The sequence below is a fragment of the Kluyvera sp. Awk 3 genome, assembly GCF_028069715.1.
Taxonomy (GTDB): domain Bacteria; phylum Pseudomonadota; class Gammaproteobacteria; order Enterobacterales; family Enterobacteriaceae; genus Kluyvera; species Kluyvera georgiana_A.
Map to the genome: position 1 here is coordinate 1 of NZ_JANEWH010000079.1, position 22,696 is coordinate 22,696.

At 58.3% G+C, this 22,696-nt stretch carries 20 protein-coding genes; 7 read left to right on the top strand and 13 right to left on the bottom strand.

Annotation, left to right across the window (positions count from 1 at the left end; translation table 11 throughout):
• Positions 1 to 6 precede the first annotated feature (6 nt).
• The 4 genes from NNN71_RS15965 to glpC all read left to right on the top strand — a co-directional run bounded on the left by NNN71_RS15965 (position 7) and on the right by glpC (position 5,079).
• Positions 7 to 885: a LysR family transcriptional regulator gene (locus tag NNN71_RS15965; RefSeq protein WP_271458885.1), complete on the top strand. Its 879-nt coding sequence runs from the start codon at positions 7 to 9 to the stop codon at positions 883 to 885.
• Positions 886 to 1,011: 126 nt separating this feature from the next.
• Positions 1,012 to 2,640, top strand: coding sequence for an anaerobic glycerol-3-phosphate dehydrogenase subunit A (glpA, locus tag NNN71_RS15970; RefSeq protein ID WP_271458886.1), 1,629 nt, complete (start codon positions 1,012 to 1,014; stop codon positions 2,638 to 2,640).
• On the top strand, positions 2,630 to 3,889 hold the full coding sequence (glpB, locus tag NNN71_RS15975; RefSeq protein ID WP_271458887.1) for a glycerol-3-phosphate dehydrogenase subunit GlpB: 1,260 nt from the start codon (positions 2,630 to 2,632) through the stop codon (positions 3,887 to 3,889). The genes glpA and glpB overlap by 11 nt, the downstream gene beginning before the upstream one ends.
• Positions 3,886 to 5,079, top strand: a complete 1,194-nt coding sequence (gene glpC, locus NNN71_RS15980) for an anaerobic glycerol-3-phosphate dehydrogenase subunit GlpC (RefSeq protein ID WP_271458888.1) — start codon at positions 3,886 to 3,888, stop codon at positions 5,077 to 5,079. The genes glpB and glpC overlap by 4 nt, the downstream gene beginning before the upstream one ends.
• A 141-nt stretch (positions 5,080 to 5,220) precedes the next feature.
• Here glpC and NNN71_RS15985 read toward each other — a convergent pair whose 3' ends face one another.
• The 9 genes from NNN71_RS15985 to NNN71_RS16025 form a co-directional block, all read right to left on the bottom strand.
• The gene (locus tag NNN71_RS15985; protein ID WP_271458889.1) at positions 5,221 to 6,417 is read right to left on the bottom strand and encodes a nicotinamide mononucleotide deamidase-related protein YfaY; all 1,197 of its coding nucleotides are present in this window, start codon (positions 6,415 to 6,417) and stop codon (positions 5,221 to 5,223) included.
• Positions 6,418 to 6,511: 94 nt separating this feature from the next.
• Positions 6,512 to 7,054 (bottom strand): YfaZ family protein, encoded by a 543-nt coding sequence (locus NNN71_RS15990; protein ID WP_163449043.1) that lies wholly within the window; start codon positions 7,052 to 7,054, stop codon positions 6,512 to 6,514.
• 177 nt (positions 7,055 to 7,231) lie between these two features.
• The gene (gene menE, locus NNN71_RS15995) at positions 7,232 to 8,590 is read right to left on the bottom strand and encodes an o-succinylbenzoate--CoA ligase (RefSeq protein ID WP_271458890.1); all 1,359 of its coding nucleotides are present in this window, start codon (positions 8,588 to 8,590) and stop codon (positions 7,232 to 7,234) included.
• Positions 8,587 to 9,552 carry an o-succinylbenzoate synthase gene (menC, locus tag NNN71_RS16000; RefSeq protein WP_223803026.1) on the bottom strand — a complete coding sequence of 322 codons (966 nt, stop codon included), beginning with the start codon at positions 9,550 to 9,552 and terminating at the stop codon, positions 8,587 to 8,589. The genes menE and menC overlap by 4 nt, the downstream gene beginning before the upstream one ends.
• Positions 9,552 to 10,409 (bottom strand): 1,4-dihydroxy-2-naphthoyl-CoA synthase, encoded by an 858-nt coding sequence (gene menB, locus NNN71_RS16005; RefSeq protein WP_163449046.1) that lies wholly within the window; start codon positions 10,407 to 10,409, stop codon positions 9,552 to 9,554. Before menB ends, menC begins: the two co-directional genes overlap by 1 nt.
• A gap of 8 nt (positions 10,410 to 10,417) precedes the next feature.
• Positions 10,418 to 11,185, bottom strand: a complete 768-nt coding sequence (menH, locus tag NNN71_RS16010) for a 2-succinyl-6-hydroxy-2,4-cyclohexadiene-1-carboxylate synthase (protein ID WP_271458891.1) — start codon at positions 11,183 to 11,185, stop codon at positions 10,418 to 10,420.
• On the bottom strand, positions 11,182 to 12,852 hold the full coding sequence (menD, locus tag NNN71_RS16015; RefSeq protein ID WP_271458892.1) for a 2-succinyl-5-enolpyruvyl-6-hydroxy-3-cyclohexene-1-carboxylic-acid synthase: 1,671 nt from the start codon (positions 12,850 to 12,852) through the stop codon (positions 11,182 to 11,184). Before menD ends, menH begins: the two co-directional genes overlap by 4 nt.
• Before the next feature lie 79 nt (positions 12,853 to 12,931).
• A complete protein-coding gene (menF, locus tag NNN71_RS16020) occupies positions 12,932 to 14,224 on the bottom strand; it encodes an isochorismate synthase MenF (protein WP_271458893.1) in 1,293 nt (430 codons plus the stop codon).
• 147 nt (positions 14,225 to 14,371) lie between these two features.
• On the bottom strand, positions 14,372 to 14,833 hold the full coding sequence (locus NNN71_RS16025) for a GNAT family N-acetyltransferase (RefSeq protein WP_223803030.1): 462 nt from the start codon (positions 14,831 to 14,833) through the stop codon (positions 14,372 to 14,374).
• 45 nt (positions 14,834 to 14,878) lie between these two features.
• Here NNN71_RS16025 and rnz point away from each other — a divergent pair, with 45 nt between their 5' ends.
• The 3 genes from rnz (at position 14,879) to NNN71_RS16040 (ending at position 18,447) form a co-directional block, all read left to right on the top strand.
• Complete coding sequence (rnz, locus tag NNN71_RS16030; protein WP_271458894.1) at positions 14,879 to 15,799, top strand: ribonuclease Z; 921 nt, start codon at positions 14,879 to 14,881, stop codon at positions 15,797 to 15,799.
• Between the two features lie 64 nt (positions 15,800 to 15,863).
• Entirely contained in the window at positions 15,864 to 16,859 is a 996-nt protein-coding gene (locus tag NNN71_RS16035; RefSeq protein WP_271458895.1) for a chemotaxis protein, read from the top strand.
• Between the two features lie 292 nt (positions 16,860 to 17,151).
• The gene (locus NNN71_RS16040) at positions 17,152 to 18,447 is read left to right on the top strand and encodes an MFS transporter (protein ID WP_191091020.1); all 1,296 of its coding nucleotides are present in this window, start codon (positions 17,152 to 17,154) and stop codon (positions 18,445 to 18,447) included.
• A gap of 13 nt (positions 18,448 to 18,460) precedes the next feature.
• Here the strand turns inward: NNN71_RS16040 and NNN71_RS16045 are convergent, their stop codons facing one another.
• The 4 genes from NNN71_RS16045 to NNN71_RS16060 form a co-directional block, all read right to left on the bottom strand.
• The gene (locus tag NNN71_RS16045; protein ID WP_163449052.1) at positions 18,461 to 19,375 is read right to left on the bottom strand and encodes a LysR family transcriptional regulator; all 915 of its coding nucleotides are present in this window, start codon (positions 19,373 to 19,375) and stop codon (positions 18,461 to 18,463) included.
• 174 nt (positions 19,376 to 19,549) lie between these two features.
• The gene (locus NNN71_RS16050; protein ID WP_271458896.1) at positions 19,550 to 20,041 is read right to left on the bottom strand and encodes a hypothetical protein; all 492 of its coding nucleotides are present in this window, start codon (positions 20,039 to 20,041) and stop codon (positions 19,550 to 19,552) included.
• Between the two features lie 10 nt (positions 20,042 to 20,051).
• Positions 20,052 to 21,494, bottom strand: a complete 1,443-nt coding sequence (locus NNN71_RS16055) for an alpha/beta hydrolase (protein ID WP_271458897.1) — start codon at positions 21,492 to 21,494, stop codon at positions 20,052 to 20,054.
• Between the two features lie 547 nt (positions 21,495 to 22,041).
• Positions 22,042 to 22,575: a GNAT family N-acetyltransferase gene (locus tag NNN71_RS16060; RefSeq protein ID WP_163449089.1), complete on the bottom strand. Its 534-nt coding sequence runs from the start codon at positions 22,573 to 22,575 to the stop codon at positions 22,042 to 22,044.
• Between the last annotated feature and the right edge of the window lie 121 nt (positions 22,576 to 22,696).

Genomic DNA, 22,696 nt, shown 5'->3' on the forward strand with positions numbered 1-22,696 from the left:
TAACTAATGACACTCACGCAAATCAACGCGCTGCTGACGGTGCTGGAGTGCGGTGGATTCACCGAGGCCGGTAAACGTCTGTTTATGACGCAATCGGCAGTCAGCCAGGCCATCTCCGCGCTGGAAGAGGAGTTAGGTGTCGCTATTATGCTACGCGAGCGGCGTAAAGCGATTTGCCTGACGCCCGCGGGCGAGCGTATCGTCGCTCACCTGCACCGCTTAATGAGCGAAGTTCACGCGGTGAAAGAAATTGCCGAACAGGAAAAAAAGACCCCGCAGCGCCTGCTACGGATTGGCTGCTTCCCGAGTATTTGCGCCAGCGTGCTGCCCGCCGTGGTGCGCTATTTTGAAGAGCATCATCCGAATATTAAAATTGTTCCTCATGAAGCCAACAGCGCGGAAATTATTGAGGCAATTCGCAATAATGATATCGACGCGGGTTTTGTGCATATTCCGGTCGAAGGTATGTTTGTCACGCCGATATATAAAGACCGTTTTACCGTCGTGGTCCCCGAGAATCACCCTTTTGCGGCGCAAAAGCAGGTCTCGCTCAGCGCACTGCGCGACGAACCGCTTATCGTCAGTAAAGGGCGTTACGAAATGAGCATCATGGCGCTGTTTGCGGGCATGAATATGACGCCGCAAATCAAATACGAGTTTAACCACCCCAGCACCGCAATGAGCTTTATCCACCAGGGGCTGGGCATCGCGCTTCTGCCGGAACTGACGCTCAAAACGCTGGCGCAGCCGCTGCATTCCGTGCCGCTGGAGCCCGCGTTCTATCGCCAGATTTCACTGATCGCCCGCGAACCGCCGATCGAAGGGAGTCCGTTGCAACGGCTGCTCGCGTGCTTGCATCAGTTAGCCCACGACGGAAGCCTTTAAGAAAGTCGATATATGCCGCAAAACGCGCAGTAATGCTTTCGATAAATGCTCGAATATGTTCGATATCAAACAATTTATATTAATGATGTGACTTAATGTGCTTAAAACGAACATTGAGGACACACAATGGACAGCGCCTCTGCACGTGATTTTGACGTCATTATTATCGGTGGCGGCGCCACTGGCGCCGGTATCGCCCGAGACTGCGCCCTGCGCGGCCTGAAGGCTGCGCTGGTTGAACGCTTTGATATCGCCACCGGGGCAACCGGGCGTAACCATGGCCTGCTGCACAGCGGCGCGCGCTATGCGGTCACCGACAGCGAATCGGCGCGGGAGTGTATCAGCGAAAACCAGATCCTGCGCCGTATTGCTCGCCACTGCATTGAGCCAACCAGCGGCCTGTTTATCACCCTGCCGGAAGATGACCTCCAGTACCAACACACCTTTATCAACGCCTGCCGCGCCGCAGGCATTGAGGCCGAAGCCATCGACCCTGCTCAGGCCAGAAGAATGGAACCGTCGGTCAACCCCGCGTTAGTCGGCGCGGTACGCGTGCCGGACGGTACAGTAGACCCCTTCCGCCTGACCGCCGCCAATATGCTCGACGCGCGCGAACACGGCGCCACTATTCTGACGGCCCATGAAGTGATGGGCCTTATCCGCCACGGCGATCGCATACAGGGCGTGACGCTGCTGAATCACCATAGCGGTGAAATGTGCGAACTGCATGCGCCGGTGGTGGTTAACGCCGCCGGTATCTGGGGCCAGCGCATCGCGGAATATGCCGATTTACGCATCCGCATGTTCCCGGCCAAAGGATCGCTGCTGATCTTCGAAAGCCGGATGAACCAGCACGTGATCAACCGCTGTCGCCCGCCGGCCGACGCCGATATTCTGGTGCCTGGCGACACCATTTCGCTGATTGGTACTACGTCGACACACATTGATTATGCCGATATCGACCGCTGCCGCGTCACGCCTGACGAGGTGGACATCCTGCTGCGTGAAGGGGAAAAACTGGCCCCGCGCATGGCCAGTACGCGTATTTTGCGCGCCTACTGCGGCGTGCGCCCGCTGGTTGCCAGCGACGACGATCCCAGCGGACGCAACGTCAGCCGCGGTATTGTGCTGCTGGACCACGCCGAGCGCGACGGTCTGGAAGGGTTTATCACCATTACCGGCGGCAAACTGATGACCTATCGCCTGATGGCGGAATGGGCCACCGATGCCGTCTGCCGCAAGCTGAATCATCATCGCCCCTGCGTCACCGCCGACACGCCGCTGCCCGGTTCGCAGGAGTCTACGGAAAAAACCTTGCAGCGCATGATTTCGCTGCCCGCGCCGCTGCGCGGCTCGGCGGTTTATCGCCACGGCGATCGCACCCCGGAGTGGCTTGGCAACAGCCGCCTGCACCGCAGCGTGGTGTGTGAATGCGAAGCGGTGACCGCGGGTGAGGTGCAGTACGCGGTGGAAAATCTGGCGGTCAATAATCTGCTGGATTTGCGCCGTCGTACGCGGGTCGGCATGGGGACCTGCCAGGGGGAACTCTGCGCATGTCGGGCGAGCGGCTTGCTGCATCGCTATAACGTTACCACCGCTGCGCAGTCGCTGGAGCAGCTGTCCGATTTTCTCAACGAGCGCTGGAAAGGCGTGCAGCCTATCGCCTGGGGCGATGCGCTACGTGAAAGCGAGCTAACCCGCTGGGTGTATCAGGGGCTGTGTGGTTTAGACAAGGAGTCCAGTCATGAAATTTGATAGCGTGATTATCGGCGGTGGGCTGGCCGGGCTGCTGTGCGGAATACGTCTACAGCAGGCAGGGCTTCGCTGTGCAATCGTCACGCGCGGCCAGAGCGCGCTGCATTTTTCGTCCGGATCGCTGGACTTGCTCAGCGCGCTGCCTGACGGCCAACGGGTCGACGAGCCGACGCCAGGGCTGGCCTTATTGGCCGCGCAGTCGCCACAGCATCCCTATTCCCGACTGGGCAGCGATAATGTGCTTCGCTATGCGCAGCAAACGCAGACGCTGCTGAGCGATTGCGGTATCAAAATGCAGGGTCACGCAGCGCAGCCACACCAGCGCGTCACGCCGCTTGGCACGCTACGCCCCGCCTGGCTCAGCCCGGCTGAAGTGCCAGTTGCGCCGCTGGCGACAGGTTCACTTCGCGTGGTCGGTATCAGCGGCTTTCTGGATTTCCAGCCGCATCTGGCGGCCGAATCCCTGCAACAACAGGGGCTGGCGGCCGAAACCGCTGAAATCGATCTGCCGGAACTGGACGTACTGCGCGACAACCCCACCGAGTTTCGCGCCGCCAATATCGCCCGCGTGCTCGATGAAAAAGCGCTCTGGCCTCCCCTGTATGAAGCGTTACTGCCGCTGTGTGCTGGGCAAGACGCGCTGCTCATGCCCGCCGTCTTTGGTTTGCGCGATACCGCGCTGTTTGACTGGCTCAACGCCAGCCTGCCCTGCGCATTATTTCTGTTGCCTACGCTGCCGCCCTCGGTGCCAGGTATGCGTCTGCACGCCGCGCTTCAGCGGCGGTTTATCGCTCTCGGCGGTACCTGGATGGCAGGCGACGAGGTGGTACGCGTCAGCCACGTCGAGGGGGAGATTCAGGCTATCTGGACGCGTAATCACGGCGATATACCGCTGCGCCCGCGCTTTGCCGTACTGGCCAGCGGCAGCTTTTTCAGCAACGGCTTAACCGCCGAACGCGATGGGATTCGCGAGTCAGTGCTGGGGCTGGATATTATGCAGCCCGCGCCGCGCGCCGCCTGGTATCGCAACGATTTCTTTGATCCGCAGCCATGGCAACAGTCTGGTGTCATCGTCGATAACGCCTTGCGCCCCGCATTGCACGGGAAAACCGTGTTGAACCTGTTCGCCATTGGTTCAGTATTAGGCGGCTACGATCCGATTGCCCAAGGCTGCGGCGGCGGCGTTTGTGCCGCGACCGCCCTGCATGCCGCCAAACAGATCATCGGCCTGGCGGGAGGTGAAGCATGAGCCAGCAAAGTTTTGAAAACTGCATCAAATGTACCGTGTGCACCACCGTCTGCCCGGTGAGCCGCGTCAACCCGCGCTATCCTGGGCCAAAACAGGCGGGGCCAGATGGCGAACGCCTGCGGCGTAAAGACAGCGCGCTGTACGATGAAGCGCTCAAGTACTGCATCAACTGCAAGCGCTGCGAAGTGGCCTGCCCTTCCGATGTGAAAATCGGCGATATTATCCAGCGCGCGCGCGCCGACTATAGCCAACAAAAACCCGGCCTGCGCGATGCGATTCTCAGCCATACCGATCTGATGGGGACGCTTTCCACGCCGTTTGCGCCCATCGTCAACGCCACCACCGGCCTGAAGCCGGTACGCCAGCTGCTGGACACCACGCTGAAAATCGACCATCGCCGCAGCCTGCCAAAATACTCCTTCGGCAGCTTCCGTCGCCGCTATCAGAGGATCGCCGCGCAGCAAGCGCAATATGCTGAACAGGTGGCGTTCTTTCACGGCTGTTACGTGAACTACAACCACCCGCAGTTGGGGTTCGATCTGATTGGCGTGCTTAACGCGATGGGCGTCGGCGTGCAGCTGCTCAGCAAAGAGAAGTGCTGCGGCGTGCCGCTGATTGCTAACGGCTTCTTTGATAAAGCGCGGCGTCAGGCGCAAACCAACGTCGCTTCGCTGCGAGAAGCCATCGAGACAAACCATCTGCCGGTGCTGGCAACCTCATCCACCTGTACGTTTACGCTACGCGATGAGTATCCGCATCTGCTGGAGGTTGATAATCACGGCCTGCGCGACAGCATTGAGCTGGCCACGCGCTGGCTGTGGCGCAAGCTGGATGACGGCGCAAAGCTGCCGCTCAAACCATTACCGCTGAAGGTGGTGTATCACACACCGTGTCATATGGAGAAGATGGGCTGGTCGCTGTATACGCTGGAACTGCTGCGGCAAATTCCGGGGCTGGAGCTTCAGGTGCTCGAATCGCAATGCTGCGGTATTGCCGGAACCTATGGTTTCAAAAGCGAGAACTACCCGACATCGCAGGCGATAGGCGCGCCGCTGTTTGCCCAAATTGAGGCCAGCGGCGCGGATCTGGTGATCACCGATTGCGAGACCTGTAAATGGCAGATTGAGATGTCCACCAGCAAGCGATGCGAGCATCCGATTACACTGCTGGCCCGGGCGTTGGCCCGATAAGCTGCGCCCCAACGGTCCCCTCGCCCCTTTGGGGAGAGGGTTAGGGTGAGGGGAAATGGGCGGATTGGTTAACGCATGATTACCCTCACCCCGGCCCTCTCCCTGAAAGGGAGAGGGGGAAAACAACGCGCCATCGGGCGCTTACAGCACCAGCGAATCAACCACGTTAATCCAGCCATGTTCGCTGGCCACCGGTTTGCCGTGGAGCCAGCGACGCAGCATGTTCAGCGCCATCATGGCGCACACTTCCTGGCGTATCGCCAGGCCATGACGCGTATTGCTGAACTTCACCTGTAGCGCGTAAGTGCCTTCCGGCGTCGAGAGTGCAAAGTTAATGTGCTCGCTCTCCAGCCCGCTCACTGCCAAAGCCAGCCCGGCAAAATGATTCACCCGCCGCTCGGCGGCCCAACGTGCGGTTTGCGCCAGCGTTTCATCCTGCGGTGGCACCACTTCACTCGCCAGCAGCGGCGCACCGGCGCGAGAAAGCTGGAGCGCGATAAGCCCGCTGGTAAACTGCTCGCTCAGCGTCAGGCTTAGCTGTTTTTCTTTCAGCACGCGGGCCAGCTGTGCAGGTAACCCCTCAGTACCTTCAAAAATCAGGCTTTCCCCGGCCACTTTCTGCACCTCTGGCCATAACGCCAGCATCGCCTCGCGATGTTCCGACGGCCCGGTCAGCTTCAGTTCTATAATCGGCATGGAAGAACGGTAGCCCATGGTCACGCCCGGCGGCAGATCGAGATGCTGCAGGCTCTGGGCGAGATCGCTTTCCGAGCGGCCAAACGTGGTTAAGCGCAGGCAAACCGGCGGCTCGCCGACCGGATAACGCTGACGAATGCGCGGCAAAATTTCGTGTTCCACCATCACCTTAAATTCAGACGGCACGCCCGGCGTGAAGAACATCAGACAACGGTTGAGCTTAACGGCAAAACCGCAGGCGGTGCCAACCGGATTATCAATCAACTCGGCGCTGGCGGGAATCTCAGCCTGCTTGCGATTGCTCGGCGCCATGACGCGACCACGCTCGCTGAAGAAGCGCTCCATAAACGCCAGCCACTCCTCGTGCAGAATCAGCGACTCACCCTTCGCGGTGGCGGCCGCCAGAGCGCTGAGGTCATCGCTGGTCGGCCCCAGGCCGCCATTGACGATGAGGATGTCAGCCTGCGTGCTACGCTCGCGCAGAATCGCCACTAAATCGTCCAGGTTATCCCCCACGGTATTGCGGCGGGACAACGGAATACCCTGCTGGAAACAAAAATCGGCAAGCCAGGCTGCGTTTGTATCGACGATCTGCCCCGATAAGACTTCGTCACCGGTGGACAGCATCTCTACCGTTATCATCACTTTCTCCAATAAAAAGAGGACGATTAACTATAACGCAAGCGAAGGATTTAAGAAGAGAAAACTGGCGCAGCGGACGCTGCGCCGGAGAAAATCAGAATGATGCGCTGACGCCAACGTACGGGCCATCGGCCACGGCGTTGTCGCGATTGCCGTCTTTACCCGCCAGGTTCAGGTAACGATAGCCCGCTTCAATGCTGATTGGACGCATAAGGGTGAAACGTGCGCCCGCATTGGCTTCAGTGTAGCTGTCGATGCCGCTGGACAGGGAATCCGGAGAGTAGTAGTACTCGCCGAACAGACGCAGGCTGTCGCCAATTTTCCACTGCAGGCCGCCGCCAACCGCTGCCGCATAGCCTTCGTCGCCGTCGTTCGGGTTCGTGTAGATACCTTTACCACCAACGGTCGCCAGGAACGGACCCAGCGGGATATTCAGCCCAAGGCCCAGACCCGCGACGTCGCCGTCGTCGTCGTTGTGCGTCCAGTTACCGGTTAATGCCAGGCCCGACGTTTCGGTGCCCAGACCAAAGCCCAGGTTGGTATAATCTTTACCGGCCTGACCGTTAAAACTGATCGCACTCGCTGACGCAGAGACAAACATCAGCCCCGCCAGACTCAATAACACGCTCTTTTTCATCTTATTCCTTTCACGCAAAGCGAAAATAAACCCCATAACCCGCTGAATTGTACTGCGATACACGGCGGATTCAATGTACGAAACGGACAATAATCGCCGGGATTGTAACGAATTACTTCCCATTCATCCGCAACAATGATGTTTATTATTCACAAAATAGCTGCAACTTATTATTGATCAGGATAACTGTGTGGCAACCCAGAGGGTCAGCTGATGTCGTGAGACTTTTATGCCGCCGCTTGTCATCGCTTCGGGCAAGCGCAGCCAACGGCAAGGCTGCTGGAAACCGGCCAGTTTATCTTTTGCCCAAGCGGCCAACTGCGGTAAATCCAGCGCAGGTTCGCCCTCCACCACCGCCACCGGGCGCTGACCAAATTCAGCGTCATCCACCGGGACAACAAACACCTGATTCACCAAAGGGTGCTGGACGATAACCCGCTCGACCTCTTCCGGTTGAATACCTTCGCCGCCGCTGAAAAACAGGTTATCCAGGCGGCCAATCACCCGCAGCCGACCGTCATGCAGCTCGCCGCGATCGCGAGTGGCAAACCAGCCTTCGGCGTTGACTAACGGCGCTAAACGCCCATCGCGCCAGTAGCCTGCCGCCATGCTGCTGGCCCGCAACCAGATTTCGCCGTCCACCAGGCGCAACTCCCGGCCTGGCAGCGGCGCGCCCACATCGTCCCCACCGTTGGCCTCACGCGCGCAAACGGTAGAGGCGAATTCGGTCAGACCGTAGCCGCAAAAGGTGCGGATCCCTCTGGCTGCCGCCTGTTCGGTCAGTTCGGCAGGAATGGCCGCACCGCCCAACAATACCGCCTTCAGGGACAGCGGTTGATTGTCGTTCAGCAGTCGCCACAGCTGCGTCGGCACCAACGAGGCATGGGTGCAATGCGCCAGCGCCTCGGCTAATGGACGTTCGCTGACCGCCATCTGCGCGCCCGCCAGCAGCCATCGCCAGAAGATGCCCTGCCCGGAAACATGAAACAGCGGCAGCGACAGCAGCCAACCGTCATTTTCCCCGAACGGTATCAGGCTCAATACCCCTTTCGCGCTCGCCAGATGCGCCGCGCAGCGGTGTACGGCGGCCTTCGGTAACCCTGTCGAACCGGAGGTCAACGTCATTGATGCCAGACGATCCGCCTGCCACTCCACCTCGCGATACTCCTCCGCTTCTTGCAGGCTGAGCGCCGGGAGGCCGTAATGCACTTGCGCATCAAGATTCAGGATGTGGCTCAGAGTGAGCGCCGGCAGTAGCTCGCCAACCAGCGATGCAGGCAGGCGTGGGTTGAGCGGTAAAATTCGCGCGCCGCACTGGAGCAGCGCCAGCCAGGCCAGCACGGCGTCCGCGCTGTTACGCGCGCACAGCGCCACGCCATCCTCAGCTTTGACGCCCTGCGCCTGAAACCCCGCGGCGAGCCGATCAATACGCTGGCACAGCGTTGACCAGTTCAGGCTTTCACTATCAAAACGTAGCGCTATCTTCCCGTCGCGTCGCGCGCGCCAGTGTCGCCATGGCCAGGTTGTGAAAGTCACAGTAACGGCTCCATATCCTCAATCGCGCCGCACGGCAGCGGGCTTTCCGGCCAACAGCGAATCAGCTGCGTCTGCATCAGATTCAGCGTGTCGAGACCCGGCATGGTCTGCGGCGTCAGCCAGGCGGCAATGCGCGCCAGTTGGGTCAGCCCAAGGCTGGATTCAAGAGAAGAGCTGATGACCGCCGTCAGGCCAAGGGCATGCGCCGCGTCGACCTGTTCTTTCACCCGCGCCAGGCTGCCGGTCAGCGTCGGCTTAATGACCACCGCCCGCACGCCCGGTTCAGCCGCAAAGCGAAAATCCGCTTCCCGCAGGCTTTCGTCCCAGGCAATCGCGATGCCGGTTTCCCGGGCAAAGGCGCGCGAGTCGTCACGGGTTTTACAGGGTTCTTCGAGGAAGGCAATCCGGGAACGGTTATGCGGATTAACGTATTTGGCGAACTGCTGGGCTTTCAACGGCGTCCAGGCGCGGTTGGCGTCAAGGCGCAGCGTCAGCTCAGGCACCGCTTCCAGCAGCAGGTTGACCACCATGCCGTCGCGTACCGCTTCGTACAGGCCCACTTTCACCTTCGCCACTTTCTCACCGGGCATCTCAGCAAGCTTCAGTACCAGATCATCAGGATCGCCGGTACACAGCGGCGCCGCGCGATAGTCTGCCGCCAACGGTAGCGCATCGTTGACTTCCGCCAGCGCGCAGCTGATGCCAAACGCCACGGAAGGCACGTCGGGCAACGGCGCGTCACTGCCCTGCCGCCAGGCGTCGGCCCAGGCCAGCAGCGCAGACTGCGCCTCGTCCAACGTTTCGCGGCTAAAGCCCGGCAGTGGGGAGATTTCTCCCCAGCCGTCCCGTTCGCCATCACGCAGGTAGATGAATAACCCGTCGCGGGTTTTCAGCCGCCGATCGCGCAGCACCACACCCGCGTCCATTGGAATCTGCCAGCGATAAACCTGCGCGCTACGCATTACGGGTTCCGTTTGAATTTGCTGAAGTCTGGCTGACGCTTCTGGTTGAAGGCGTTGCGGCCTTCCTGACCTTCTTCCGTCATGTAGAACAGCATGGTGGCGTTCCCCGCCAGCTCCTGCAGACCGGCCTGGCCGTCACAGTCAGCGTTCAGTGCCGCTTTCAGGCAGCGCAGCGCCATCGGGCTGTTTTGCAGCATTTCGCGGCACCAGCGCACGGTCTCTTTTTCCAGATCCGCCAGCGGAACCACGGTGTTCACCAGGCCCATATCCAGCGCCGCTTTGGCATCGTACTGACGGCACAGGAACCAGATTTCACGCGCTTTTTTCTGACCCACGATGCGCGCCATGTAAGACGCGCCCCAGCCGCCGTCGAAGGAGCCGACTTTCGGGCCGGTCTGGCCGAAGATGGCGTTTTCCGCCGCAATGGTCAGGTCGCACATCATGTGCAACACGTGGCCGCCGCCGATGGAGTAGCCAGCCACCATCGCCACCACCGGTTTCGGGCAGGTGCGAATCTGACGCTGGAAGTCGAGAACGTTCAGGTGATGCACGCCGCTGTCGTCCTGGTAGCCGCCGTAGTCACCGCGTACTTTCTGGTCGCCGCCGGCGCAGAAGGCTTTATCACCTTCGCCGGTTAAGATGATCACGCCGACATTGTCGTCATAGCGCGCGTCCGCCAGCGCCTGGATCATTTCTTTGACCGTCAGCGGACGAAACGCGTTGCGTACCTGCGGGCGATTGATGGTGATTTTAGCGATGCCGTCAGCCGATTTTTCATAACGAATGTCGGTAAAGCCTTCGGAACAGTCGTGCCACTCGGCAGGGGCGTACAGCATAGCTTCATCAGGATAAATCATAGCGATTCCTATAAGTTAGCAGGCAAAATCTGCGCCAGACACGCGACGACGCCTGCGGGATTTTCCCGGTGCGCGTTGTGTCCGGCATCACGAATAATATGGCAAGGCAGCGCCAGCGTTTCGGCAATCGCCTGAAACTTGCGGTCGTGCTCGCCACAGAGATACCAGAAAGGGAAAGTACGGGCTTGCAGCGCCGGACGCAGATCGTCCTGCACCGCGAGAGAGGTGGCCAGCAGCATCGCCGCCAGCCCAACGCCGTGGTTCTGCTGGCGTAGCGCCACCAACGCATCGAGCTGTTCGGCGGTCAGGCTGGCGAACACCGGCTGCTGATACCAGTCGGCAAAGACCTCAGCCAGCGGCTGCTGGGCAAAACGCTGCGCCCACTGTCGGTCGTTGCGCCAGCGCTGCGCGCGTTCGGCGTCGTTCATCAGGCCGGGATGACCGCCTTCGACGATAACGCCTGCCAGGCCGTCTGCCCGCGAGCCACAGGCGTAGTGCATCGCCACCCGGCCGCCCAGCGAGTACCCCACCAGCCAGTAATTAAGTATGTTGTAACTAAGCAGCGTCGCCTTGAGCAACGCATCCACGTCGGCGAAGCCGTCTACCTGCACGTTCGCCGAGCTACCATGCCCAGGGAGATCGATATACAGCCGGTTGGCGCGCGTAAAGCGTTCGCCCACTGGCTGCCATTCCCGATGGTCGCCGGAAAAACCGTGCAGGAACACCAGCCACGGCTGCGTTGGGTCGCCCCGCTCGGCGACGGCGTGGAGAATCATAGATGACTCACCTGCGCCAGCAGTTGTTGCAGCGTTTGCGCGCCGTCGGTGTCGTTAACCACCAGTTCAATCACCGTGGTTGCCGGCGCACGCCAGGCGGCAGCGAGCACGGACTCCAGCGCCGCCCAGTCCTGCGGCTGATGGTAGTTCAGGCCAAACATTTTCGCCGCATGTTCAAAGTGCACGTTCTGCGGCATGGCGTAGAAACGCTCACGCTCTTCCACCGGCGTCGGCAGCAGCGAAAATATCTGCCCGCCGTTATTGTTGACCACAATCAGCACCAGCGGCGCGGAGACCTGGCGCAGCAGCGCCAGCGCGTTAAGGTCGTAGAGCGCCGAAAGATCGCCGACGATTGCCAGCGTTGGCCGTGCGCTGCCGCGCTGCACGCCTGCCGCCGTCGAAATCAGCCCGTCAATCCCGCTGGCGCCACGATTGCTGTAGACCGGGTAGCCCGCAGGCAGCTGGCCTAAAGCGTCAATCAGGCGCACCACGAGACTGTTGCCGACAAATAGCTGCCCTTGATCCGGCAGATAACGGCGAATACGGTGCGCCAGTTGGGCCTCGCCGAAACGCTCGCTCTGAGCAGCCACCGCCTGCCAGGCCTGCGCGGAGAGCGCCGGAATAACCGTGGCCCACGGCGCACGTTTTTCAGCAGGATGCTTCTCCAGCCACTGCTCGATATTGCTGACCAGTCGACGCCCGCGATGGTGTGCCGGGTCCAGGCGGCCGGGGAGCGAGTCTACCAGCCAGTATTCGTCCGGCTCGCAGGCAAGCTGCCATTGCAGCACCCGTTTGCCGGTCAGGCTGCTGCCGATTTGCACCACAATCTGCGCCTGTTGCAGCTCGCTGACCGCGGCCGGATTACCCAGCCACAGATCGGCGCAGGGCAGCGGTTGCCCGGTTTGCGACAGCACGTCGCCAATCAGCGGCCAGCCCAGCGTTTTGGCCCATTCGGCGACACGTTTGCCCTCTTCCGCGCTCATGCGCCCCGCCACCACGACACCACGTTTCTGCCGCCAGAAGAACCAGTCGCGCTGGACCGCGCTCTCCTGATGCAGCGCTTCGCGCAGCCAGGGTTTATCCCCCTGCCACCAGTCGCCCAGCGCCTGCCGCCAGGCCAGCCCGGTGTCATCCATATCGCCGTACAGCGGTTCCGCGAACGGGCAATTAATGTGGACGCCGCCAGAATGCAGCGCACCCAGCGCATCATCCACCACCGATACCAGCCAGCGAGCTGGAATATCCTGGCTCGGGCGCGGTAGCGATACGGTCTGCGAAGGGTGCGAAGCAAACATTCCCGGCTGGCGAATCGCCTGATTCGCGCCGCAGTCAATCAGCTCCGGCGGACGGTCGGCGGTGAGGAGAATAATTTTTTCACCGGTCAGCCCGGCTTCAATCAGCGCAGGATAGAGGTTCGCCACCGCGGTACCGGAGGTGACGATAACGGCCACCGGCTGGCGGCTCACTTTCGCCAGGCCCAGCGCCAGATGGCCAAGGCCGCGTTCATCAAAATGGGTATGATGAATAAAGGCGCGGTTTTCCGCCGCCGCAAGAGTGAGCGGCGTTGAACGCGACCCGGGGGCAATGCAAACGTGGCGCACGCCATGACGGGTTAAAGCTTCCAGAATCACCGCCGCCCAGCGTCGGTTAAATGCGCTTACTGACATGAATTTGTCCGGTATCAAATATTGCGACTCAGTATAAAGACTACGACAGCGTAGGATTTTGATATGAGTCGATAATGTTCTATTCAGAGAATAGCAATGAGCGCAGCCCCGCCGCTTTATTTTCGATTTCCTGCCACTCCTGCTCGGGATCGGAGCCTTCGACAATCCCGGCCCCCGCATACAGCCGCACGGTCTTGTCCTCCACCCTGGCTGAACGCAGCGCGACGCAAAACTCACTCTGCTGCCGCGAAAGATAGCCCGCGGACCCCGCGTACTCTTCACGGGTAAACGGTTCAAAATGGTCAATAAACGCCAACGCCGCCGCTCTGGGTAACCCGGCGACCGCCGCCGTCGGCTGAAGCTGGAGCAGGCACAGCGTGTCGTCCGGTTGCGTGAGTTCTGCCTGAATGCGGCGGCGCAGATGCTGCACCTTACGCAGGCGGACGATTTCCGCAGGCAGCACATCCAGCGCGTGCGTGACGTCCTGCAACCGCTGGCAGATATCATCAACCACCAGACCGTTTTCCCGCTGGTTCTTATCGTCGTGCATCAGCCAATCGCCCAACCGCTGCGCGATGACCGGATCGTCATGCGCGGCCACCGTACCGGCTAGCGCCTCGGTCAGCAGCTGCACGCCACGTCGCCGCCATAAACGTTCCGGCGATGACCCCAGAAACGCCCGGCGAGCGTCAAAGGCCATGTAGAAATGATAGCAAGAGAAATTGACCCGGCGACTGGCGGCCATCAGCGCACCGGCGTCCGGCGCATGGCTGAAAGTGAGGTCCGTCGCGCGCGCCAGCACCACTTTCGTGAACTCACCGTCGCGGATCGCCTGGGTCGCCTGCTGAATCAGCCGACACCAGCCCTCTTTGCCTGGACGATGGGTTTCGCTCTCCTGATGCAGCGAGAGTTCAGCAGAGGAATGATGGGCGCTGAGCGCCGCCAGACAGGCCCGCGCCCGCTCGGCGTCCTGTGCCAGCGAAGTCTCGCTCCACAGATTCAACCGCAGGGTGGCCCGGCCAGCTTCACGTCGCCATTCCAGACGCGGCAAAAACAGCGTGCCGCGTGTCGGTTCAAAGGCATTAACGCCGCACACGCGGATGTCATCACGCGGCAGCGTAGCAAGAAAGGCATTCGCCTGCGCCAACGAGGAGAACGTGCACACGGTGTCCAGCGCGGCAATCTCTTCCTTGCCGCTGCGCTGCTGCCAGTAAAATTGTGGCCAGACCACCTGACCGTTCAGCCAGGCGAGCGGGTCAAAGGCATCATTCAGAGGGAAAGCTGCTTCAAGGATTCGCATGCCGGGCAACGCGGGAAAATCGTCTGCCAGAAGCGCTGACAGGCGCTGCAACGCCGCTAAAATCGAACGCACGCCAACCTCCCTATCATAAAAACCACATAGTATAAGGGGTACTACCCGTAAATTGCAGTACCCACGATTAGGGAGTAAATAAGCGCGAAGGCAATATCGCACTGAAAATCAACGGACTTTGTCTTTTACTATAGCCAGGATTCGCGGTTATGCGCGCACCGCTTCGCGCGCCATACCCACGTGCGGAATGCCGTCCTCGTCATAAACGTCGGTGACGGTAATAAAGCCATACTGGGCATAAAAATCGCGCAGATGCGCCTGTGCGCCGAGGTAGAGCGCCCGCTGCGGCCAGCGCTGCTGGCACGCGTCGACGGCCCGCGTCATAAGCTGATGGCCTAAACGTTCGCCGCGCACATCGGCGCTGACGATGACCCGGCCAATCACCACCGGCTCAATCTCTTCCTCGCTCACCAGAATTCGTGCATAGGCCACCAACCGATCATCCTTCCAGCCCAGCAGATGACGGTTCTCGCCCAGCAGATCGTCACCGTCCACATCGAGGTACGGACAGGTTTGCTCCACCACAAACACTTCGCAGCGCAATTTCAGCAGCGCGTACAGCGCCGGGACGGTGAGTTCAGAATGGTGCAAATCTTGCCAGCGAATCATGGTAGGCTCCTTAGACCTTATTTTTACCGCCAGGGGCGCGGCACTATGCAATTGACTTTTTTAGGCACATCCGCGGGCGTGCCAACCCGTACCCGCAACGTAACAGCAATGCTGCTGAACCTGCAACATCCGACCCAACCCGGGATGTGGCTTTTTGACTGCGGTGAAGGCACTCAGCACCAGTTGCTGCATACGCCGTTTAACCCAGGCAAGATTGAGCGTATTTTTATCAGCCACCTGCACGGCGACCATCTGTTTGGCCTGCCGGGGCTGATTTGCAGCCGCTCGATGGCCGGTAGCGCTCAGCCGCTGACGCTGTACGGCCCAACGGGGCTGAAAGCGTTCGTTGAAACGACGCTGCGCCTGAGTGGTTCATGGACCGACTTCCCGCTGACGATAGTGGAGATCAGCGCCGGCGAGATCCTTGATGACGGGCTGCGCAAAGTGACCGCCTACCAGCTAAATCATCCGGTAGAGTGCTATGGTTTTCGCGTTGAAGAACACGACAAACCCGGTGCGCTGGACGCAAAGCGGCTAATTGCCGACGGCGTCCCCTTCGGCCCGCTGTTCCAGAAGCTCAAAGCAGGCGAGCGCATTACGCTGGCGGATGGGCGTATCATCGACGGCGCTGACTATCTCGCCCCGGCGACCCCCGGCAAAAAAATCGCCATTTTTGGCGATACCGCCCCCTGCGAAGCGGCGTTGGCGCTGGCCCGTGACGTTGATCTGATGGTCCACGAGGCTACGCTGGAAGCGGCGATGGCGGAGAAAGCCAATAGCCGCGGTCACTCCTCAAGCGAGCAGACCGCTAAACTGGCGCTGGCGGCCAACGCCAGGCGGCTGATTATCACTCACGTGAGTTCGCGCTACGATGCCGAAGGCTGTCGCCGTCTGCTGGCCGAGTGCCAGAGCCACTTTGCGAACTGCGAGCTGGCGGAGGATTTCGCCACCTTCACGCCAGAATAACGTTTTGCCTCAGCGTGCCGATAACTCAGCTAATAAGTTCACGCTGTATCATGCTGAGGGCACCATGGATAACTTCCAGAAAGAGATCGACGACAGGGCTAACCTGACCCTGTCCAACCGTTTTGAGCTGCTGCTGTTCCGCCTGGGCAAAGCCTCGCAGAGCGAGGCTTCAGAGCTTTACGGCATCAACGTCTTTAAGCTGCGCGAAATTGTCCCGATGCCGAGCTTCACCCGCCCCGCGGGTATCAAGCCGCCGCTGATGGGGATGGTGAATATTCGCGATCAGATCATCCCGGTTATCGATCTCGCCGCCGTCACGGGGTGCACCCCGAGCAACGGACTGAATATTCTGCTGATTACCGAATACGCCCGCAGCGTGCAGGCCTTCGCCGTGGAATCGGTTGAGAACATCACCCGCCTCGACTGGACGCAGATCCACACCGCCGAGAAAGCGGTCAATGGTAAGTACATCACCAGCATCGCCTGCCTCGACGACCATCAGGAGAGCAACAACCTGGCCATGGTTATCGACGTGGAGCAAATTCTGTATGACATCACCCCGTCAAACCACGATCTGCACGCCAAAGCGCTCACTCCGCGTAAGTTCAACATTAAGCCGGGGGCAACGGCCATAGTCGCTGAAGACTCGAAAGTGGCGCGCGCGATGCTGGAAAAAGGGCTCAAGGCCATGGATATTCCCGCGCAGCTGCACGTCACCGGCAAAGAAGCGTGGGAGAAAATTGAGCTGATTGCCCAGCAGGCGGCGCAGGAAGGGGTACCGGTGAGCGACAAAATCGCCCTGGTGCTAACCGACCTCGAGATGCCGGAGATGGACGGTTTTACCCTCACCCGCAAGATCAAAACTGACCCGCGTCTGCGTAATATCCCGGTGGTGATCCACTCTTCGCTATCGGGCAACGCTAACGAAGATCACATCCGCAAGGTTAACGCCGATGGCTACGTCGCCAAGTTTGAGATTAACGAGCTGGCCTCGGTGATTGAGCAAGTGCTCAATAAATATGGCAATAAGAGCGACGCTGCGCTGCATGCTGTGAGGTAATAGCGACCATTGTGGCTACGCGCTCTGTCGCGTAGCCAGCCCTCACCGGGCTATCTGCCGAAATGATCCCGGTCACAAAACGCAGTCATCATTTTTGGCATGCGATTAATCCCCTTCGCACAACAGACACTTGTTAAAGCCATGTTGCAACTGACTGCATAAGATTGTTAACGCTGATTAATGCGTAATACGCATCAGTCGATGATTTTAATGCGCTTATCTCCTTCATTGTCCTGATCCAGTCTGCTGAAACAGGCGCGCTATAAGCGTCACGAACAGACTGGAGATAAAAATGCATCTACCTGCTACAACAATGACCATTCAGGCAAGGGCTGGCGCGATTTTGCGCGTCACTTCAGGTAACTTTCTGGAGCAGTTCGATTTTTTCCTGTTCGGTTTTTACGCCACCTACATCGCGCATACCTTTTTCCCCGCCAGCAGCGAATTCGCCTCGCTGATGATGACTTTTGCCGTCTTTGGCGCCGGTTTTCTGATGCGGCCAATCGGCGCGATTGTGCTGGGCGCTTACATCGATAAAGTGGGACGCCGTAAAGGGCTGATTGTCACGCTCTCTATCATGGCTGCCGGCACGTTTCTGATCGTCCTAATCCCCTCTTATCAGGCCATCGGCCTGTGGGCGCCGCTGCTGGTACTTTGTGGTCGTCTGTTGCAAGGATTCTCCGCGGGCGCGGAACTGGGCGGTGTATCGGTGTATCTGGCAGAGATTGCCACGCCGGGCAATAAAGGCTTTTATACCAGTTGGCAGTCAGGTAGCCAGCAGGTGGCGATTATGGTGGCCGCAGCGATGGGCTTTGCGCTGAATATGGCGCTGGAAGAGAGTACGATCCACGACTGGGCCTGGCGAATTCCGTTCCTGTTCGGCTGCCTGATCGTACCGTTTATCTTTTTGCTGCGCCGCAAGCTGGAAGAGACTCAGGAGTTCCAGACCCGTCGCCATCATCTGGCGATGCGGGATGTTTTCAAAACCCTGCTGGCCAACTGGCAGGTTGTTGTAGCGGGCATGCTAATGGTCGCTATGACGACAACCGCCTTCTATCTGATTACCGTCTATGCCCCGACTTTCGGTAAAAAAGTGCTGATGCTCAGTGCATCCGACAGTCTTCTGGTCACCCTGCTGGTCGCCATCTCTAACTTTATCTGGTTGCCGATTGGCGGCGCGTTGTCGGATCGTTTTGGCCGCAAAACGGTGCTGGTGACGATGGCGCTGCTGGCGCTCATCACCGCCTACCCCGCACTCAGCATGCTGGCTCACGCCCCGAGCTTCAGCATGATGCTGACAGTGCTGCTGTGGCTTTCTTTTATCTACGGCTTGTATAACGGCGCAATGATCCCCGCGTTAACGGAGATTATGCCGGTAGAAGTACGGGTGGCGGGTTTTTCACTGGCGTATAGCCTGGCGACCGCGGTATTTGGCGGATTCACGCCAGTGATATCAACCGCATTAATTGAATATACCGGCGATAAAGCGTCACCCGGCTACTGGATGAGCTTTGCCGCCGTCTGCGCGTTGTTAGCGACGCTGTATCTGTATCGCCGCCGGGCGCTCTCGCTGCAAACCAGTCATTAAAGCCGCCAGCGCGTTAAGCTCCGTGGCGGTGTCCAACATGATACTGTTCGGTGATGAGCTTTTCTAACTCGGCAGCGACATAGGACTGCATCCGCCCGTTACGTCTGATAAGCCCCACCGTCCGTTTCACCTCCGGGTGAGTCAGCGGACGGTGGGTTAAGACCGAGTGTTCTGCGGCGGGCATCGACATGGCGGGCACCGCAGCGATGCCAATCCCCGCTTCAACCATCCCCAGCATCGTCGTCACATGCCGCGTTTCACAGATGCTGGGCCGCTCTGGCGTCACGTCCCCCAGCATTTGATCGAGTAAATTACGGTTGCCGGAGGTTTTATCGAGGCTGATATAGTCGTATTGATAAAATGCCTGCCACGTCAGGCTTTTTTGACGGGCGATGGGGTGATCGCGTCGGCAGGCCGCCACGTAGACGTCCGCTACCAACGGCAAAAACTCGATATCCGGCTGTAAATTGCACGCAAAGCAGATACCGAAGTCGGCCTGTCCGCTGGCGACCGCGGCAATGACGTTTCCCGCGCTGCTATCGATTATCTTAACCCGCACGCGAGGATAACGCAGCTGGAAGCGGCGGATCACATCCGGCATAAAGTAATATGCCGCAGAGGGCACCGTCGCTACCGTCACTAACCCAACGCGATCCTGGCTCGCTTTATTGACGTCGGCCAGCACCGACTCGACGTTCATCAGCAGCTGACCGGAACGTTCCGCAAAAGTCTGCCCGTAGAGCGTCAACGTCACGTGGCGGGTGGTTCTGTCGAACAGCTTAACCCCCAGCGCCGACTCCAGCTTTTCAATCCGGCGACTTAATGCCGACTGCGAAAGGCAAATTGATTCCGCGGCAAGGCGAAAGTTGCTGTATTCCACCAGCGCGCGAAACGCATAGAGATCGTTAAGATCAAAATTGACGGCCATCGCTGCGCGCCCTCTGTTCTGATGATGATCGCGGAGAAACACGGTTAACACATCTTTCGACGACGTCAATCCAGCGTGGGAATTTGAAGCGTGTTGCTGTCGAGTCGGCGTTCATGCACTGCCCCTGTTGTTCACATAAAAGCATCATATCAGCAACAAACGCATCGCGTCCCCCTATTCCAGGCGCCAGGGAAAGAGGTGAATCAGGTTACTGGCCAGTGGGTACAGGCCCAGGCTCTCGGTTCTGGCTTTCACTTCGTCCATAGGCAGACCGGGAATGGGCTCACGCCCTCCCCAGATAAGCAGGCCACGGCGGGTGTAATCCTCCATCACTTCGAGGGTTTTGCCATTATTCAGCCTGATCAATACCTTGTTGCCTTTGACTGTCTGCAGACAGCGCGCCGCATCGGCAATATGCATCGTTATACCAACGCTATTTTTCTGACCCAGGGCCACGACAATGCCGTTTGCCGCCACGGGCGTGATGTTCAATGGCACCGGAGGCTGAGAATCGCTACGAATAGACAGACCGTGAGGAATGGTCGGCGGTAAAGGTGTGGGGCTTTCAGAAAGCTCAAGCCGCATGCCGTTTGCAAACTCAACAATCAGCTGGCTGCCCTTTTGCAAAACCAGCTCGCCCTGTTCACTGACAAGAAAAATATTCATACGCGATGCTCTAAGGGGTCATGGTGTGGTCAACACGATTAATCATATAGGGGAAGAATGGGTTGGAGGACATTCGCATCAAGAAATCCAGTTCCACGACCAGCGTCGAACGCTCACCGCGTGCGGCGAAAGTGCCCAGGCTAATCCCATATTCATTTCGCGGTTCGGGGTAACGTCCATAGAGGGAATCACTCATCGGGAACGGTAGCGCAATGTGGGACAGCGAATAAATATCGCGCGGATACTCAATGCCCAACGGTTCAACCATGTCATTCACCTCACCCGCAGGAAGAGTGCGCGCTTCGCTATCGGTGGAGGTTGTCGAGGCGGTCGACACGATGGTGACGCCGTATTTTCGCGGTGGCGAGGGCAGCATCCGGGAGAGCGCCGTCGTCGACGAGGCCCGCAGCAATGGCGTCACGCTCGCCGCCGGATTCAGGTCAAACAGCACCACTTCACTGCCGTTTGCCGGCAGCCTTTCATATAAGCCGGAAATGACGGCGGCGCTGCTAACCGTCGAATCCACTACCGACTGGAAGGTCAGTATCGGCGGCAGCGCATTCAGCGTGTGTTGTCGGGAAGCGGCAAGCAGCTGCGTTTGCAGCGCCTGGGTTAGCCCGTAAGACTGACGTGCGGCATTGACCGGGAACGAATTGTATTTAAAAGGGTTATATTCGGGGACAATGCCAAGCCACGCGGCTTTAGCAAATGCCGGAAACACCGCCGGCCAGCCCGCAACCCCGGCAAAACGGGCAAAAGCGGTAATGCCGATCATCGGTGAGATCAGAATCACCTGCTGCGGTTTCGCCAGCATGGGGTCATCCAGCGCATCTAACGCGTATTTCAGCGCCAGCGCCCCACCGTTTGAATATCCCACCAGATGCAATGGCAGCTGTTTTGCCGTCAGCGCTTTTGCCTCTCGTACCGCCAGCCGGGTGGCGGCAGCCCAGTCTTGCCAGTCCACATCCGTGAGAGCTCCGGGTACCGTGCCGTGCGCGGGTAAACGAATGCCAATCGCCACGTAGCCGTGCTGCTGATAGTTTATCGCGATGTGCCGCATGCTGTAGGGCGAGTCGGTGAGCCCATGCAGTAACACCACCGCCCCTTTCGGCTGGCCCTGCGGTTTCAGAATAAAGGAGCGATTCCAGTCGACGGCAAAATGGCCAGGATAATTCGCGCTTTTGGAGTAATAGCGATTGAAGGGGATCTGCTCATCAGGGGCTAACTTGTCGGTGACATTGACGCGAACGTCCTCAAAAAGGCGATTTTCCGCATTGATGTAATCCTGCCAGCTGGCTTTATCTATCTCTTTCGCGCGCATCTCGTGCGGCACAAAGGTATGCCAGCGCTGCAATGCAGGCTGGCTCTGGATGTCGTAAACACGCGTACCCAGCACGCCAAGCAGTACGAAAACCACCAGCAAAACAAAGCGTTTAGTCCATTTTATTAGCATGATGGTGATGCAGTTCCTTATGTCAGGCTCGCGGGGAATTATTCTTATTATGAATAATTTATAGCGTCTGTCCTAACTGATTCAGCATTCGAATTTTTGCTCGGCCAGTTGTCGGCGGCTTTAACCAGATAACCTTTGTACTGACTATCTGATGTAAAAGTATGTTACGCCCTTATTCATAATGAGTGCTGGTAACCCGTATTCTTGCTCTGCTGCCCGGTAAATAAATACCCATTCTGGCAGCTCTTTACTTAGTTTCTGCAAAACGCGCAGATCTTTTCGGGCAAGCTCTGGCGTATTAATGACATCTCCGCGGGAAAGCGTACCGACATGCAGCGAGCTAGCCCCCATTACACCACTGAACAGGTAACTTTTTTCGTCTGAATTACGTGTCAGGAAAGTTGTGATAGGGGTGTCAGCGAGGAGTGGACATTCTGTCAGGAATCACAGGATTACTTTTTCTCCATAACCGGTGATCCATTTGAATCACATGAACACTCCTGATTTTCATTTTTTTGACAATGGCAAAGTTGACACTTAATTGAAACTAAACAGAGGACAGTGGACGGATTAACAGGCGTACATTTCTATTATGGTATTTAACATGATTCTGGTATTGAAAACCAAATCGCTCAGCCAAATAATTTGAACGCTGGTTTTCTTCCGCAATAATACAGCATACCGGGGAGGTAAATGTCTGGTCGGCCCAGCCTAAGATCGCTGCCAATGCCTCATTGGCGTAACCCTTTCCGCGCATTTCTGCGATGATTGTCCATCCGGCTTCTGGATAGGTTAATGCTGGCTCAATATTACGATGCGCATCCTGAAACCCAAAAGCGCCAATATAAAGATGGGTCGCTTTCTCAAAAACGGCCCAGTAACCATAGCCTAACGCATGCCAGTGGCCTATATAACGTAACAAGCGGGCCCATACTGCTTCTGACGTGGGAACTTCCCCGCCATTTATCTTAACCATTTCTGGATCAGCCCAGCATGCCTGAAGAGCAGAAAAATCTTCCAACGTGAAATGTTTTAGAATTAAGCGCTCAGTCTCTAGCTGAGGAGCCTGCTGCAAAATCATCATATCTCCTTGAATAGTCAGGTTACATTGGCTGTTTTTTTTAATATAAATTGCAATCAGACTAAAGCATTAACATAAAATTAACAATAAATTCTTCCCACAAAAATCATCTGTACGCATC

Excerpts from the sequence above, each read along its gene's own strand:
- NNN71_RS15965 (WP_271458885.1), top strand. The coding sequence starts at position 7 with ATGACACTCACGCAAATCAACGCGCTGCTGACGGTGCTGGAGTGCGGT.
- NNN71_RS16045 (WP_163449052.1), bottom strand. The coding sequence starts at position 19,375 with ATGGCCGTCAATTTTGATCTTAACGATCTCTATGCGTTTCGCGCGCTG.
- glpA (WP_271458886.1), top strand. The coding sequence starts at position 1,012 with ATGGACAGCGCCTCTGCACGTGATTTTGACGTCATTATTATCGGTGGC.
- glpB (WP_271458887.1), top strand. The coding sequence starts at position 2,630 with ATGAAATTTGATAGCGTGATTATCGGCGGTGGGCTGGCCGGGCTGCTG.
- NNN71_RS16060 (WP_163449089.1), bottom strand. The coding sequence starts at position 22,575 with ATGATTTTGCAGCAGGCTCCTCAGCTAGAGACTGAGCGCTTAATTCTA.
- rnz (WP_271458894.1), top strand. The coding sequence starts at position 14,879 with ATGCAATTGACTTTTTTAGGCACATCCGCGGGCGTGCCAACCCGTACC.
- NNN71_RS16025 (WP_223803030.1), bottom strand. The coding sequence starts at position 14,833 with ATGATTCGCTGGCAAGATTTGCACCATTCTGAACTCACCGTCCCGGCG.
- NNN71_RS16050 (WP_271458896.1), bottom strand. The coding sequence starts at position 20,041 with ATGAATATTTTTCTTGTCAGTGAACAGGGCGAGCTGGTTTTGCAAAAG.
- NNN71_RS16040 (WP_191091020.1), top strand. The coding sequence starts at position 17,152 with ATGCATCTACCTGCTACAACAATGACCATTCAGGCAAGGGCTGGCGCG.
- NNN71_RS15990 (WP_163449043.1), bottom strand. The coding sequence starts at position 7,054 with ATGAAAAAGAGCGTGTTATTGAGTCTGGCGGGGCTGATGTTTGTCTCT.
- NNN71_RS16055 (WP_271458897.1), bottom strand. The coding sequence starts at position 21,494 with ATGCTAATAAAATGGACTAAACGCTTTGTTTTGCTGGTGGTTTTCGTA.
- menB (WP_163449046.1), bottom strand. The coding sequence starts at position 10,409 with ATGATTTATCCTGATGAAGCTATGCTGTACGCCCCTGCCGAGTGGCAC.
- glpC (WP_271458888.1), top strand. The coding sequence starts at position 3,886 with ATGAGCCAGCAAAGTTTTGAAAACTGCATCAAATGTACCGTGTGCACC.
- menC (WP_223803026.1), bottom strand. The coding sequence starts at position 9,552 with ATGCGTAGCGCGCAGGTTTATCGCTGGCAGATTCCAATGGACGCGGGT.
- NNN71_RS15985 (WP_271458889.1), bottom strand. The coding sequence starts at position 6,417 with ATGATAACGGTAGAGATGCTGTCCACCGGTGACGAAGTCTTATCGGGG.
- menD (WP_271458892.1), bottom strand. The coding sequence starts at position 12,852 with ATGTCAGTAAGCGCATTTAACCGACGCTGGGCGGCGGTGATTCTGGAA.
- menH (WP_271458891.1), bottom strand. The coding sequence starts at position 11,185 with ATGATTCTCCACGCCGTCGCCGAGCGGGGCGACCCAACGCAGCCGTGG.
- NNN71_RS16035 (WP_271458895.1), top strand. The coding sequence starts at position 15,864 with ATGGATAACTTCCAGAAAGAGATCGACGACAGGGCTAACCTGACCCTG.